This is a genomic window from Pseudomonas sp. JQ170C, assembly GCF_035581345.1.
Classification (GTDB): domain Bacteria; phylum Pseudomonadota; class Gammaproteobacteria; order Pseudomonadales; family Pseudomonadaceae; genus Aquipseudomonas.
In genome coordinates this window covers 5,693,717-5,707,265 of the sequence record NZ_CP141608.1, presented here as the reverse complement: position 1 = coordinate 5,707,265, position 13,549 = coordinate 5,693,717, and the positions used below count along the sequence as shown (strand labels likewise).

10 protein-coding genes are annotated in these 13,549 nt (G+C 61.1%); 9 read left to right on the top strand and 1 reads right to left on the bottom strand.

Annotation, left to right across the window (positions count from 1 at the left end; genetic code table 11):
• Positions 1-38 precede the first annotated feature (38 nt).
• The 6 genes from U9R80_RS26075 (at position 39) to U9R80_RS26050 (ending at position 6,924) form a co-directional block, all read left to right on the top strand.
• Positions 39-1,397 (top strand): aspartate aminotransferase family protein, encoded by a 1,359-nt coding sequence (locus tag U9R80_RS26075; RefSeq protein WP_301838709.1) that lies wholly within the window; start codon positions 39-41, stop codon positions 1,395-1,397.
• A gap of 167 nt (positions 1,398-1,564) precedes the next feature.
• Complete coding sequence (locus tag U9R80_RS26070) at positions 1,565-2,662, top strand: polyamine ABC transporter substrate-binding protein (RefSeq protein ID WP_301838707.1); 1,098 nt, start codon at positions 1,565-1,567, stop codon at positions 2,660-2,662.
• A 161-nt stretch (positions 2,663-2,823) separates the two neighbouring features.
• On the top strand, positions 2,824-3,918 hold the full coding sequence (locus U9R80_RS26065) for a polyamine ABC transporter substrate-binding protein (RefSeq protein ID WP_301838706.1): 1,095 nt from the start codon (positions 2,824-2,826) through the stop codon (positions 3,916-3,918).
• A 59-nt stretch (positions 3,919-3,977) separates the two neighbouring features.
• Positions 3,978-5,120 carry a polyamine ABC transporter ATP-binding protein gene (potA, locus tag U9R80_RS26060; protein ID WP_028942345.1) on the top strand — a complete coding sequence of 381 codons (1,143 nt, stop codon included), beginning with the start codon at positions 3,978-3,980 and terminating at the stop codon, positions 5,118-5,120.
• Positions 5,117-6,037 (top strand): ABC transporter permease subunit, encoded by a 921-nt coding sequence (locus U9R80_RS26055; protein ID WP_301838703.1) that lies wholly within the window; start codon positions 5,117-5,119, stop codon positions 6,035-6,037. The genes potA and U9R80_RS26055 overlap by 4 nt, the downstream gene beginning before the upstream one ends.
• On the top strand, positions 6,034-6,924 hold the full coding sequence (locus tag U9R80_RS26050) for an ABC transporter permease subunit (RefSeq protein ID WP_028942343.1): 891 nt from the start codon (positions 6,034-6,036) through the stop codon (positions 6,922-6,924). The genes U9R80_RS26055 and U9R80_RS26050 overlap by 4 nt, the downstream gene beginning before the upstream one ends.
• Before the next feature lie 48 nt (positions 6,925-6,972).
• On the opposite strand, the gene U9R80_RS26045 is transcribed toward U9R80_RS26050, so the two are convergent.
• Positions 6,973-8,169: an AAA family ATPase gene (locus tag U9R80_RS26045; RefSeq protein ID WP_301838700.1), complete on the bottom strand. Its 1,197-nt coding sequence runs from the start codon at positions 8,167-8,169 to the stop codon at positions 6,973-6,975.
• A gap of 148 nt (positions 8,170-8,317) precedes the next feature.
• Between U9R80_RS26045 and U9R80_RS26040 the strand changes: the two genes are divergently transcribed.
• From U9R80_RS26040 to U9R80_RS26030, 3 genes are read left to right on the top strand one after another with little or no spacing between them, the layout of a single operon-like run.
• A complete protein-coding gene (locus tag U9R80_RS26040) occupies positions 8,318-9,409 on the top strand; it encodes an efflux RND transporter periplasmic adaptor subunit (RefSeq protein ID WP_301838698.1) in 1,092 nt (363 codons plus the stop codon).
• Positions 9,406-10,479, top strand: a complete 1,074-nt coding sequence (locus tag U9R80_RS26035) for an efflux RND transporter periplasmic adaptor subunit (protein ID WP_301838696.1) — start codon at positions 9,406-9,408, stop codon at positions 10,477-10,479. The genes U9R80_RS26040 and U9R80_RS26035 overlap by 4 nt, the downstream gene beginning before the upstream one ends.
• Positions 10,476-13,523 (top strand): efflux RND transporter permease subunit, encoded by a 3,048-nt coding sequence (locus U9R80_RS26030; protein WP_301838695.1) that lies wholly within the window; start codon positions 10,476-10,478, stop codon positions 13,521-13,523. The genes U9R80_RS26035 and U9R80_RS26030 overlap by 4 nt, the downstream gene beginning before the upstream one ends.
• The last annotated feature ends 26 nt before the right edge of the window (positions 13,524-13,549 follow it).

The window sequence follows — 13,549 nt, the reverse complement described above, 5'->3', positions numbered from 1 at the left end:
AGCCGCAGGATCGCGGCCGTCAGAAAACGGAGAAGCACATGAGTGTCAACAACCCGCAAACCCGCGAGTGGCAAGACCTGAGCCGTGATCATCACCTGGCGCCTTTCAGCGACTACAAACAGCTGAAAGAGAAGGGCCCGCGCATCATCACAAAGGCTGAAGGTGTTCACTTGTGGGACAGCGAGGGCAACAAGATCCTCGACGGCATGGCGGGCCTGTGGTGTGTCGCCGTTGGCTACGGTCGTGAAGAACTGGTGCAAGTCGCTGCAAAGCAGATGCGCGAGCTGCCGTACTACAACCTGTTCTTCCAGACGGCCCACCCACCGGCACTGGAACTGGCCAAGGCGGTCTCTGACGTCGCGCCAGAAGGCATGACCCACGTGTTCTTCACCGGCTCCGGCTCCGAAGGCAACGACACCATCCTGCGCATGGTCCGCCACTACTGGGCGATCAAGGGCAAGCCACAAAAGCAAGTGATCATCGGCCGGGTCAACGGCTACCACGGTTCGACCGTGGCCGGCGCGAGCCTGGGTGGCATGAGCGGCATGCACGCCCAGGGCGGCATGATTCCGGGCATCGTGCACATTCCGCAGCCGTACTGGTTCGGTGAAGGCGGCGACATGACCCCGGACGAGTTCGGCGTATGGGCGGCCGAGCAGCTGGAAAAGAAAATCCTCGAAGTCGGTGAAGATAACGTCGCCGCCTTTATCGCCGAGCCGATCCAGGGCGCGGGCGGGGTGATCATTCCGCCAGAAACCTACTGGCCGAAGATCAAGGAAATCCTGGCGAAGTACGACATCCTGTTCATCGCCGACGAAGTGATCTGTGGCTTCGGACGTACCGGTGAGTGGTTCGGCTCCGACTACTACGACCTCAAGCCTGACCTGATGACCATCGCCAAGGGCCTGACCTCCGGTTACATCCCGATGGGAGGTGTGATCGTTCGTGACGAAGTGGCCAAAGTGGTCAGCGAAGGCGGCGACTTCAACCACGGCTTCACCTACTCCGGTCACCCGGTGGCCGCTGCGGTGGGCCTGGAAAACCTGCGAATCCTGCGCGACGAGAAAATTATCGAGCGTGTCCAGGAAGAAACGGCACCGTATTTGCAAAAACGTCTGCGCGAGCTGAACGATCACCCGTTGGTGGGCGAAGTGCGCGGCCTGGGCATGCTCGGTGCAATCGAGCTGGTCAAGGACAAGGCAACCCGCACCCGCTACGAAGGCCAGGGCGCCGGCATGATCTGCCGCCAGCACTGCTTCGACAACGGTCTGATCATGCGCGCCGTGGGCGACACCATGATCATCGCACCACCGCTGGTCATCAGCCGCGAAGAGATCGACGAGTTGGTTGAAAAGGCACGCAAATGCCTGGACTTGACGCTCGAAGCGCTGAAATAGCCAAGTGCTAGGCTAGCGTAATGGCATCATCGTGATTCAAGGCGCTCTTTTGTTGAAAGAGCGCCTTGGAACTTGCCAGACTAGCGACTGTTTCAGTCGCCCAGTGCTTGCGCCGTAGAGCCGGCCGCTGAACAGATGGCTTAATAAAAAATTCTGGAGCATTACGCATGAAGAAATTGGGCAAGACGTTGTTGGCTGTGTCCCTGATGGGCGCCATGGCCAGTGCTGTTCACGCGGATGACAAAGTGCTGCACGTTTACAACTGGTCCGATTACATCGCACCGGATACCGTCGCCAAGTTTGAAAAACAGTCGGGTATCAAGGTTGTCTACGACGTCTTCGACAGCAACGAAACCCTGGAAGCCAAGTTGCTGGCGGGCAAGTCCGGTTACGACGTGGTCGTACCGTCCAACAACTTCCTGGCCAAGCAAATCAAGGCGGGCGTTTATCAGGAACTGGACCGTTCCAAGTTGCCGAACTGGAAAAACCTCGACGAAGACCTGCTCAAGGCCGTTGGTGATGCCAGTGACCCGGGCAACAAATACGCGTTCCCCTATATGTGGGGCTCCATCGGTATCGGTTACAACCCAGAGAAGGTCAAGGCTGCACTGGGCGTCGACAAGATCGACTCCTGGGATGTGGTGTTCAAGCCAGAGAACATCGAGAAGCTCAAGAGCTGCGGCGTAAGCTTCCTCGACGCTCCGACCGAAATGATTCCGGCGGCGCTGCACTACCTGGGCAAACCGACCAACAGCACCGACAAGACTGACCTGAAGGCGGCTGAAGAGCTGTTCCTGAAAGTTCGTCCGTCGATTGGCTACTTCCACTCTTCCAAGTACATCTCGGACCTGGCCAACGGCAACATCTGCGTGGCCGTGGGCTACTCGGGTGACCTGGAGCAGTCCAAGGCCCGTGCCCACGAGGCCGGTGACAAGGTCAAGCTGGACTACATCATTCCGAAAGAAGGTGCCGGTACCTTCTACGACATGGTCGCCATTCCCAAGGATGCCGCCAACGTCGACGCCGCCTACAAGTTCATGGACTTCCTGATGCAGCCGGAAGTCATGGCCGAGATCACCAACGCCGTGCGCTTCCCGAACGGCAACAAGGCAGCTACCCCGCTGGTGGACAAAGACATCTCCAGCGATCCGAGCATCTACCCACCGGCCGATGTGAAGAAACTGCTGTATGCAATTGCTGACCCGGGCGCCAAAGCCCAGCGCGAAATCACTCGCAGCTGGACCAAGATCAAATCGGGCAAGTAAGCACGCATTACCGCTGGGCGTGGTGTAAATCACGCCCAACGGATTAAAAGGGCAAATTTTTTTTGCGACAAGAGTGCATCGAAGGTAAGTTGCGCGCCGGTTTGCGTTTATGGCAGGTGTTTCTGCCGTTTGCCACTGGCACTATTGTGAGGACCTCCCACTTGTCTATTTCTGTATTTCGCAAGGCCATGTTGGCTGGAGCGGGTCTGACGCTGGCGTTCAGCGTCCAAGCGGCGCCCACGGTGCACATTTATAACTGGTCGGACTATATCGGTCAGACCACACTCGCAGACTTCGAGAAAGCCACCGGGATCAAGCCGGTGCAGGATGTCTTCGATTCCAACGAAACCCTGGAAGGCAAGTTGCTGGCCGGTCGTACCGGCTACGACGTGGTGGTGCCGTCCAACCATTTCCTCGGCAAGCAGATCAAGGCGGGCGCGTTCCAGAAGCTCGACAAGTCGCTGCTGCCCAATTACTCGAACCTGGACCCGGCGCTGATGAAGCGCCTGGAAAAGAACGATCCGGGTAACCAGTACGCCGTGCCTTACCTGTGGGGCACCAATGGCATCGGCTACAACGTCGAGAAGGTTAAGGCCGCGCTGGGTACCGACAAGATCGACTCCTGGGCGATGCTGTTCGAGCCGGAAAACATCAAGAAACTCTCCAAGTGCGGTGTCGCCTTCCTCGACTCGGCTGACGAGATGTTGCCGGCAGTGCTCAACTACATGGGGCGCGACCCCAACAGCACCAATCCCAAGGACTACGCCGACGCCGAGAAAAAGCTCCTGGCCGTGCGTCCTTACGTGACCTACTTCCACTCCTCCAAATACATCTCGGACCTGGCCAACGGCGACATCTGCGTGGCCGCCGGTTTCTCTGGCGATGTGTTCCAGGCCAAGTCCCGTGCCGAAGAAGCCGGCAAGGGTGTGGACGTGGCGTATGTAATTCCCAAGGAGGGCGGCAACCTCTGGTTCGACATGCTGGCGATCCCGAAGGATTCCACCAATGTCAAAGAGGCCCACGCCTTCATCAACTATTTGCTGCAGCCTGAGGTCATTGCCCAGGTCAGCGATTACGTCGGTTATGCCAACCCGAACCTCAAGGCTGGCGATCTGATGGACCAGAGCGTACGAACCGACGCAGCGGTTTACCCACCGCAAGAAGTGCTGGACAAGTTGTACGTCAACTCTGAGCTACCGCCCAAAGTGCAACGTTTGATGACCCGTAGCTGGACCAAGGTCAAGTCGGGCAAGTAAATATCCAGGGTCCGTCACGGCAGGGGCGGACGCAAAAAATCTTGTTGGGAGTTCCACACATGGCAGTTGCCTCCGGTGCCTATAAGAAAGCCCTCGAGGGCGATCAGCAACCTAAACAGGTGCTGGTCAAAATCGACCGGGTTACAAAAAAGTTCGACGAAACGGTCGCCGTGGACGATGTGTCCCTGGAAATCAAGAAGGGCGAGATCTTCGCCCTGCTGGGCGGTTCCGGTTCCGGTAAATCCACGTTGCTGCGCATGCTCGCCGGCTTCGAGCGTCCGACCGAGGGCCGGATTTTCCTCGATGGCGTAGACATCACCGATATGCCGCCCTACGAGCGGCCGATCAACATGATGTTCCAGTCCTATGCACTGTTCCCGCACATGACCGTGGCGCAGAACATCGCGTTCGGCCTGCAGCAGGACCGCATGCCCAAGGCCGAGATCGACGCCCGTGTCGGCGAGATGCTCAAGCTGGTGCACATGACCCAGTACGCCAAGCGCAAGCCGCACCAGCTCTCGGGTGGTCAGCGTCAGCGTGTGGCCCTGGCCCGCTCCCTGGCCAAACGCCCGAAGCTGCTGCTGCTCGACGAGCCGATGGGCGCGCTGGACAAAAAACTGCGCTCGCAGATGCAGTTGGAGCTGGTGGAAATCATCGAGCGCGTCGGCGTGACCTGCGTCATGGTGACCCACGACCAGGAAGAGGCCATGACCATGGCCCAGCGCATCGCCATCATGCACCTGGGCTGGATTGCCCAGATCGGCAGCCCGATCGACATCTATGAAACCCCGACCAGCCGTCTGGTCTGCGAGTTCATTGGCAACGTCAACCTGTTCGACGGGGAAGTGGTCGAAGACGCCGAGGGCCACGCGGTGATCGCCAGCCCTGAGCTGGAGCGCAAGATCTACGTCGGCCACGGTGTCACCACCTCGGTCGAAGATAAACGCATTACCTACGCGCTGCGCCCGGAAAAACTGCTGGTCACCACCCAGCAACCGACCTGCGAGCATAACTGGTCGCGCGGCAAGGTCCACGACATTGCCTACCTGGGCGGCCACTCGGTGTTCTATGTCGAACTGCCTGGCGGCAAGATCGTCCAGTCGTTCGTCGCCAACGCCGAACGCCAGGGCACCCGGCCTACCTGGGACGACCAGGTCTACGTCTGGTGGGAAGACGACAGCGGCGTGGTACTGCGGTCATGAACATGCGCAAGCTCAAGCGAGCATTCAATCGAATAAAGCCCGAAGGTCGCCATGTGGTGATCGGGGTGCCATTCATCTGGCTGTTCCTGTTCTTCATGCTGCCGTTCTTCATCGTCCTGAAAATCAGCTTCGCTGAAGCGGACGTGGCGATTCCGCCGTACACCGAGATCTACAGCTACGTCGAAGACAAGGTGCAACTGGTGCTCAACCTGGCCAACTACGGCCTGTTGACCGAGGATGAACTGTATATCTCGGCGTACCTGGGCTCCTTGAAGATGGCCTTCGTCAGCACGCTGCTGTGCCTGCTGATCGGCTATCCAATGGCGTATGCCATTGCCAATGCGCGCAAGGAAACCCAGACGGTTCTGCTGTTGCTGATCATGATGCCGACCTGGACCGCGATCCTGATCCGCGTCTATGCGTGGATGGGCATTCTCAGCAACAACGGGCTGCTCAATGCCTTCCTGTTGTGGCTGGGGCTGATCGACCAGCCCCTGCAGATCCTCAACACCAACCTTGCGGTGTACATCGGCGTGGTCTATTCGTACCTGCCGTTCATGATCCTGCCGCTCTACGCCAACCTGGTCAAACACGACCAGAGCCTGCTCGAGGCGGCGTCGGACCTGGGGTCGAGCACCTTCAACAGCTTCTGGAAAATCACCGTGCCGCTGTCGAAGAACGGCATCATCGCCGGCTGCATGCTGGTGTTCATTCCGGTGGTGGGTGAGTTCGTCATTCCTGAGCTGCTGGGCGGCCCGGAAACCCTGATGATTGGTAAAGTGCTGTGGCAAGAGTTCTTCAACAACCGCGACTGGCCGGTGGCGTCCGCCCTGGCGGTGGTGATGCTGGCGATCCTGATCGTGCCGATCCTGCTCTTCAACCGTAGTCAGGCCAAAGAGATGGAGGGCAGGGCATGAAGCGTTTCAGTTTCTCCAAACTGATGTTGGTCGTGGGCTTGTTGTTCATCTACCTGCCCATGCTGATCCTGGTGATCTACTCGTTCAACGCCTCCAAGCTGGTAACGGTGTGGGGCGGCTGGTCGGTGAAGTGGTACGTCGGCCTGCTCGACAACAGCCAGCTGATGGGCTCGGTGATGCGCTCGCTGGAGATCGCCTGCTACACCGCGATCGCCGCCGTGGCACTGGGCACCCTGGCAGCCTTCGTGCTGACCCGGGTGACCCGCTTCAAGGGCCGTACCCTGTTCGGTGGCCTGGTCACCGCACCGCTGGTAATGCCTGAGGTGATCACCGGTCTGTCGCTGTTGCTGCTGTTCGTGGCCATGGCGCAGATGATCGGCTGGCCGCAGGAGCGTGGCATCGTCACCATCTGGATCGCTCACACCACCTTCTGCGCGGCTTATGTGGCGGTCGTGGTGTCGGCTCGCCTGCGTGAGCTGGACCTGTCCATCGAAGAAGCGGCCATGGACCTGGGCGCAAAACCGTGGAAGGTGTTCTTCCTGATCACCATCCCGATGATTGCGCCTTCGCTGGCGGCGGGCGGCATGATGTCCTTTGCCCTGTCGCTGGATGACCTGGTACTGGCCAGCTTCGTGTCGGGCCCGGGCTCGACCACCTTGCCGATGGAAGTCTTCTCTGCCGTGCGTCTGGGCGTGAAGCCGGAAATCAACGCGGTGGCCAGCCTGATCCTGCTCTCGGTGTCGCTGGTGACCTTCATGGTCTGGTACTTCAGCCGCCGTGCCGAAGAGCGTCGCCGTCGTGCGATCCAGCAAGCTATCGAAGAAAGCGCTGCCGACTCGTGGAAACAGCCGGACGTGCGTCGCGCGCCGGCGCCTGTTTCGGCGTGATCTGACGGGCCCCATCGCCGGCCTTGCCGGCGATGGGGCCCGCAGCGTTCAGTCCGGCCAATTCCAGGCCGGCTCATCCAGCATCCCCTGACCCGCCACCCGGGTCTGTCCCAGTTCCTTCTCCAGCACAATCGAGTTGCAGGTCGCATCCTGTTCCAGCGCGGCCACCAATCGCCGTGCGTGCGACACCACCCACACCTGGCAGTGCTCGGTGGCGCGAATGATCAAGCGTGCCAAGGCCGGCAGCAAATCCGGGTGCAGGCTGGTCTCCGGTTCGTTGAGCACCATCATGGTCGGCGCCCGAGGGCTGAGTAGCGCCGCTACCAGCAGCAGAAAGCGCAACGTCCCATCCGACAGTTCCGAGGCCGACAAGGGTCGCAGCAGGCCTTCCTGATGGAACTGCAAGTTGAACAGCCCGCCGGGCACGGCATCGATGGTCAGGTGCGAGCCGGGAAATGCATCGCTCAAGGTCGCCCACAATGCCTGCGCATCACCGATCTCGATGATGGTCTGTAGCGCTGCGGCCAGGTCGCGGCCGTCATGGTGCAGCACGGGGGTACGGGTGCCCAGTTGCGGACGACGCGCCGGTGCATCGCGGTCGGTACGAAAGTGATCGTAGAAGCGCCAGCCGCGAATCCGCTCGCGCAGGTGGACGACCTCCGGCGATGAGCGCAAGTTGCCGACCTGGTCATACAGGCTGTCGAAGTCGGGTGTGTGCTGGGCCAGCACGTCCCACTGGCGCCCATCGCGGGCACGGATCATGGCGCCCTGGCGATCCACCAGGAGGCTGGCCGGGCGGTACACCGGCCCGGCCCAGATGCATTCACGCTTGATCTGCGGGTCGAGGGTAAAGCGCGAAGCAATGGGTGTGTGCTGCCCTGGCAGCATGAAGTGGCCACTGGAGGCAGGCAGGCCCAGGCCGATGGCATAGCCGAAGTCCTCGCTGGCAAAGCCCAGGCGCAGGCGCTTGACGTCCTGGCGTGGGCCGCCTTCAACGGCCACCTCGCCACGGCTCATGCGCCGGCTGATGCGCTCGGGGCCGGCCCAGAACGTCGACTCCAGGCCACCTTCGCCGGCCAGTGCATTGACCACACCGCCCTGGGCGGTTTCAGCCAGCAGGCGCAGGGCCTTGTACAGGTTGGATTTGCCGCTGCCGTTGGGCCCGGTGATCACGTTCAGGCGCGCCAGCGGCAGCACCAAGTGGTTGATCGAACGGTAGTTGGCGACAGCCAGAGTAGTGAGCATCAAGGCATCCTTGCGCAAGCGGTGAGCCGCCAGTATCGCCCATTCTAAAAGCTTGAATGAATTGCGTTTGTCGCGAGCGGCAGAGGGAACCCTGATCTACGCTAACACTCGCATCTCTATATCGAATTGGCACATGCAAGGAGCCTGCATGACGGTGTTGCGTCCTGTATTGATCGTCAGCCTGGGAACATTGCTCGTGCTGGGTGGATGCGGTGAGAAAAAAGCCGCTGAAGCCGAAATGCCCAGAGTCGGCGTTCAGCGTGTAGAACCCGGTGATTTCGCTGCTTCCGTGACCCTGACCGGCGACATTCAGGCGCGGGTGCAAACCGATCTCTCTTTCCGCGTGGGCGGCAAGATCATCTCCCGTAGCGTTGATGTGGGCGATCATGTCAAAGCCAATCAGGTACTGGCCCGGCTCGATCCCAAAGACCTGCAGGCCAACGTCGACTCGGCCAAGGCCGAAGTGTTCGCCGCGCAGGCGCGGGTGACGCAAGCGAGCGCCGCGTTTGTCCGTCAGCAAAAGCTATTGCCCAAGGGGTATACCAGCCAGAGCGAGTACGACTCGGCCCAGGCCCAATTGCTCAGCAACCAGAGTGCCCTGAAGGCGGCCCAGGCGCAGTTGGCCAATGCCCGCGAACAACTGAGCTACACCGCCCTTGTAGCCGAAGCAGATGGAGTCATTACGGATCGCCAGGCTGAAGTGGGCCAGGTGGTGCAGGCCACGGTGCCGATCTTCGGCCTGGCCCGCGATGGCGACCGCGATGCGGTGTTCAACGTCTATGAAGCCTTGTTGTTGGCGCCGGCTACCGACCTCCCGATTACCGTGAGCCTGGTCGACAACCCGAAAATCCAGGCCCAGGGCCATGTGCGTGAAGTCACCCCGACGGTCTCGTCGCAAAGCGGTACGGTGCAAGTGAAGGTGGCGCTGCAAAATGTGCCGGCGGGCATGGAGCTGGGTTCGCCGGTTACCGCCACCGGCAACGTCCAGGGCAAGCCAAGCATCGAACTACCCTGGTCGGCCTTGACCAAGGATCTGCATGAGCCTGCCGTCTGGCTGGTGGGTGAGGGCAACAAGGTCAGCCTGAAAAAGGTCAAGGTTGTGCGTTATCTCACGGGCAAGATTGTGGTGGGTGAAGGCCTCAAGGAAGGTGAAACCGTGGTTGTGGCAGGAGGTCAGTTGCTCAACCCAGGCATGGAGGTGGAGATCGCACCGCTCAAGGACATCGGGGTGGTGAAATGAAAGTCATGACCCTTGCTGTAGGCGGTGTTGTGCTGTTGCTCGCTGGCTGTGGCAAAGAAGCCGCCGCCCCTGAGCCGGTGCGGCCGGTGCTGTCGATGATTGTTCAGCCTCAGGTGCAGGCAAGCCTGGGGCGTTTTGCCGGCACCATCCAGGCGCGCTATGAAAGCACCCTGGGCTTTCGCGTAGGCGGCCGCATTGCTCGACGCTGGGTGGATGTCGGCAGTCAGGTCAAGCCGGGTGACGTGCTCGCCAGCCTCGACCCCACCGATCAACGTAACCAATTGCGAGCAGCCGAAGGCGACCTGGCCAAGGTGCAGGCCCTGTGGATAAACGCCCAGGCCAATGCCCGCCGCCAGCAACAGTTGTTCGACCGGGGCGTGGGTGCGCAGGCACAGCTGGACATTGCCCAGACCGACCTGAAAACCACCGGGGCTTCGCTGCAGCAAGCCCAGGCCGCTGTGGTTCAGGCCCGCGACCAGCTCAGCTACAGCGAGCTGCGCGCCGATCATGCTGCCGTCGTCACCAACTGGCAGGCCGAGGCCGGGCAGACCGTCAGTGCCGGTCAGGCGGTGGTCACGCTGGCGCGACCGGAAATCAAGGAAGCGGTCATCGACCTGCCCACCTACCTGGCCGAGCAGTTGACCCCTGATCTGAAATTCGTGGTGGCCTCGCAGCTGGCCCCGAGCATCAACACCAATGCCACCCTGCGTGAGCTTGAGCCCCAGGCTGACGCCGCCACCCGTACCCGGCGCGCTCGCCTTACCCTGGTCAATACACCAATCGCTTTCCACCTGGGCACCTCGATCAGCGTCACCTTGACCTCTGTCGTATCGCCACGCAGCGAGCTGCCGGCATCGGCCCTGCTGGAAAGCGATGGGCAGACCCGCGTATGGATAGTCGATCCGCAGCAAAAAACCGTGTCCACCCGTGAGGTGAAGTTGCTTGAACGCACGCCGGGCACCGTGGTGCTGGCCTCCGGCGTGCAAGCCGGGGAACGGGTGGTGACCGCAGGCGTGAACAGTCTTAAACCGGGCCAGAAGGTCATCGTCGACGAGGAAGACGCGCAATGAAAGGAAGCTTCAACCTCTCGGAATGGGCGCTGAAGCACCAATCCTTTGTCTGGTACCTGATGTTCGTCGGCTTGCTGATGGGCGTGTTCTCGTACATGAACCTGGGGCGTGAAGAAGACCCCTCGTTCACCATCAAGACCATGGTTATCCAGACCCGCTGGCCGGGCGCGACCCAAGACGAAACCCTCTACCAGGTCACCGACCGCATCGAGAAAAAGCTCGAGGAGCTGGATTCACTCGATTATGTGAAGAGCTACACCCGCCCGGGTGAATCGACGGTCTACGTCAACTTGCGCGACACCACCAAGGCCGAGGACATTCCGCAGATCTGGTACCAGGTGCGCAAGAAGATCCAGGACATCCGCGGCCAGTTCCCCCAGGGTATCCAGGGGCCGGCGTTCAACGACGAATTCGGTGATGTATTCGGCTCGATCTATGCCTTTACTGCCGATGGCCTGACCATGCGTCAGTTGCGTGACTACGTCGAGCAGGTGCGCGCCGAGATCCGCGAGGTGCCCAACCTGGGCAAGGTCGAGATGATCGGCACCCAGGACGAAGTGCTCTACCTGAACTTCTCCACGCGCAAACTGGCCTCCTTCGGTATCGACCAGCGCCAGGTGCTGCAGGCCCTGCAGGCGCAGAACGCGGTAACCCCGGCCGGGGTCATCGAAGCGGGGCCCGAGCGGATTTCGGTGCGAACCACTGGCCAGTTCGCTTCCGAGAAAGACCTTGAGACGGTCAACCTGAGGATCAATGACCGCTTCTTCCGCCTGGCGGACATTGCCGAGATCGAGCGTGGTTATGTCGATCCACCGGCGCCGATGTTCCGCTTCGACGGCCAGCCCGCCATCGGCCTTGCCATCGGCATGAAAGCCGGCGGCAACATTCAGGTCTTCGGTGCCACCCTGCATAAGAAAATGCAAAGCGTCACCGCCGAATTGCCGGTGGGCGTTGGCGTGCACACGGTGTCTGACCAGGCGGTCGTGGTCGAAGAGGCCGTGGGCGGGTTTACCAGTGCGCTGTTCGAGGCGGTCATCATCGTACTGGTGGTGAGTTTCATCAGCCTTGGGGTACGCGCCGGGCTTGTAGTGGCCTGTTCCATTCCGCTGGTGCTGGCCATGGTGTTCATCTTCATGGAGTACAGCGGCATCACCATGCAGCGGATCTCGCTGGGTGCCTTGATCATTGCCCTGGGCTTGCTGGTGGACGATGCGATGATCACCGTGGAGGTGATGGTCACGCGCCTGGAGATGGGCGAGACCAAGGAGCAGGCGGCGACCTTCGCCTACACCTCGACCGCCTTCCCGATGCTCACCGGCACGCTGGTGACGGTGGCGGGCTTTGTCCCGATCGGCCTGAACGGCAGCTCCGCAGGCGAGTACACCTACACCCTGTTTGCGGTGATCGCCGCTGCGTTGCTGGTGTCCTGGGTGGTGGCGGTGCTGTTTGCCCCGGTACTGGGCGTGCACATCCTCAGCACCAAGGTGAAGCCGCATAGCGAGGAGCCCGGCCGGGTCGGCAAGGCGTTTGAAGGCAGCCTGTTGTGGTGCATGCGCAATCGCTGGCTGACCATCATCGGTACGGTGCTGCTGTTTGTGCTGGCGGTGTTCTGCATGCGCTTCGTGCAGAACCAGTTCTTCCCGGCGTCTGACCGTCCGGAGATCCTCGTCGACCTCAACCTGCCGCAGAACGCTTCGATCGAAGAAACCCGCAAGGCGGTCGACAAGCTCGAAGCGACGCTCAAAGGCGACCCCGACATCGTGCGCTGGAGTACCTACATCGGCCAGGGCGCGATTCGTTTCTACCTGCCTCTGGACCAACAACTGCAGAACCCGTACTACGCCCAGTTGGTGATCGTCAGCAAGGGCTTCAAAGAGCGCGAAGGGTTGATGACGCGGTTGAAAGACCGCCTGCGTGAAGACTTCGTGGGCATTGGCACCAACGTCCAGTCGCTGGAGATGGGCCCGCCGGTGGGGCGGCCGATACAGTACCGGGTCAGTGGCAAGGAGATCGATGAAGTACGCAAGCACGCCATTGCCCTGGCGTCGCTGCTTGATCGCAACGACCACATCGGCGAGATGATTTACGACTGGAACGAGCCGGGCAAGGTGCTGCGGGTCGAGATCGCTCAGGACAAGGCTCGCCAGCTCGGGCTGTCGTCCGAGGATGTCGCCCAGGTGATGAACAGCATCGTCACCGGCGCACCCATTACCGAGGTCAACGACAACATCTACCTGATCGACGTGGTAGCCCGTGCCGAAGACTCCGAACGGGGTTCGCCGCAGACCCTGCAGAACCTGCAGATCGTCACCCCCAACGGCACCTCGATCCCGTTGCTGGCGTTCGCCACTGTGCGCTACGAGCTGGAGCAACCGCTGGTGTGGCGCCGCGACCGCAAACCGACCATCACCATCAAGGCCTCGGTGCGCGGTGACATCCAGCCGACGGACCTGGTGGCCGAGCTCAAGCCGCAGATCGACGACTTCGCCAGCAAGCTGCCGGTGGGCTACTACGTGGAAACCGGCGGTACGGTGGAAGAAAGCGGCAAGGCCCAGGGCCCGATCGCCAAAGTCATCCCGCTGATGCTGTTCTTGATGGGCACCTTCCTGATGATCCAGCTGCAGAGCGTGCAGAAGCTGTTCCTGGTGGTCAGCGTGGCGCCGCTGGGGTTGATCGGGGTGGTGCTGGCGCTGGTGCCGACGGGCACGCCCATGGGCTTTGTGGCGATCCTCGGGATTCTCGCGCTGATCGGCATCATCATCCGCAACTCGGTGATCCTCGTGACCCAGATCGACGAGTACGAGGCCCAGGGATTCTCGCCCTGGGCGGCGGTGCTCCAGGCCACCAACCACCGTCGTCGGCCGATCCTGCTGACGGCCGCGGCGGCGAGCCTGGGGATGATCCCGATTGCCCGGGAAGTGTTCTGGGGGCCGATGGCCTACGCCATGATCGGCGGGATCATCGTTGCGACCTTGCTGACCCTGCTGTTCCTGCCGGCGCTGTATGTGGCCTGGTACAAGATCCGCGAGCCGCAGCAGGCTTGAGGATCCGATCGCGGGGCAAGCCCGCT

What these genes read in the sequence shown, in the direction of transcription:
- U9R80_RS26075 (WP_301838709.1), top strand. Translation starts at nt 39, where the DNA reads ATGAGTGTCAACAACCCGCAAACCCGCGAGTGGCAAGACCTGAGCCGT.
- U9R80_RS26070 (WP_301838707.1), top strand. Translation starts at nt 1,565, where the DNA reads ATGAAGAAATTGGGCAAGACGTTGTTGGCTGTGTCCCTGATGGGCGCC.
- potA (WP_028942345.1), top strand. Translation starts at nt 3,978, where the DNA reads ATGGCAGTTGCCTCCGGTGCCTATAAGAAAGCCCTCGAGGGCGATCAG.
- U9R80_RS26055 (WP_301838703.1), top strand. Translation starts at nt 5,117, where the DNA reads ATGAACATGCGCAAGCTCAAGCGAGCATTCAATCGAATAAAGCCCGAA.
- U9R80_RS26050 (WP_028942343.1), top strand. Translation starts at nt 6,034, where the DNA reads ATGAAGCGTTTCAGTTTCTCCAAACTGATGTTGGTCGTGGGCTTGTTG.
- U9R80_RS26045 (WP_301838700.1), bottom strand. Translation starts at nt 8,169, where the DNA reads ATGCTCACTACTCTGGCTGTCGCCAACTACCGTTCGATCAACCACTTG.
- U9R80_RS26040 (WP_301838698.1), top strand. Translation starts at nt 8,318, where the DNA reads ATGACGGTGTTGCGTCCTGTATTGATCGTCAGCCTGGGAACATTGCTC.
- U9R80_RS26035 (WP_301838696.1), top strand. Translation starts at nt 9,406, where the DNA reads ATGAAAGTCATGACCCTTGCTGTAGGCGGTGTTGTGCTGTTGCTCGCT.
- U9R80_RS26030 (WP_301838695.1), top strand. Translation starts at nt 10,476, where the DNA reads ATGAAAGGAAGCTTCAACCTCTCGGAATGGGCGCTGAAGCACCAATCC.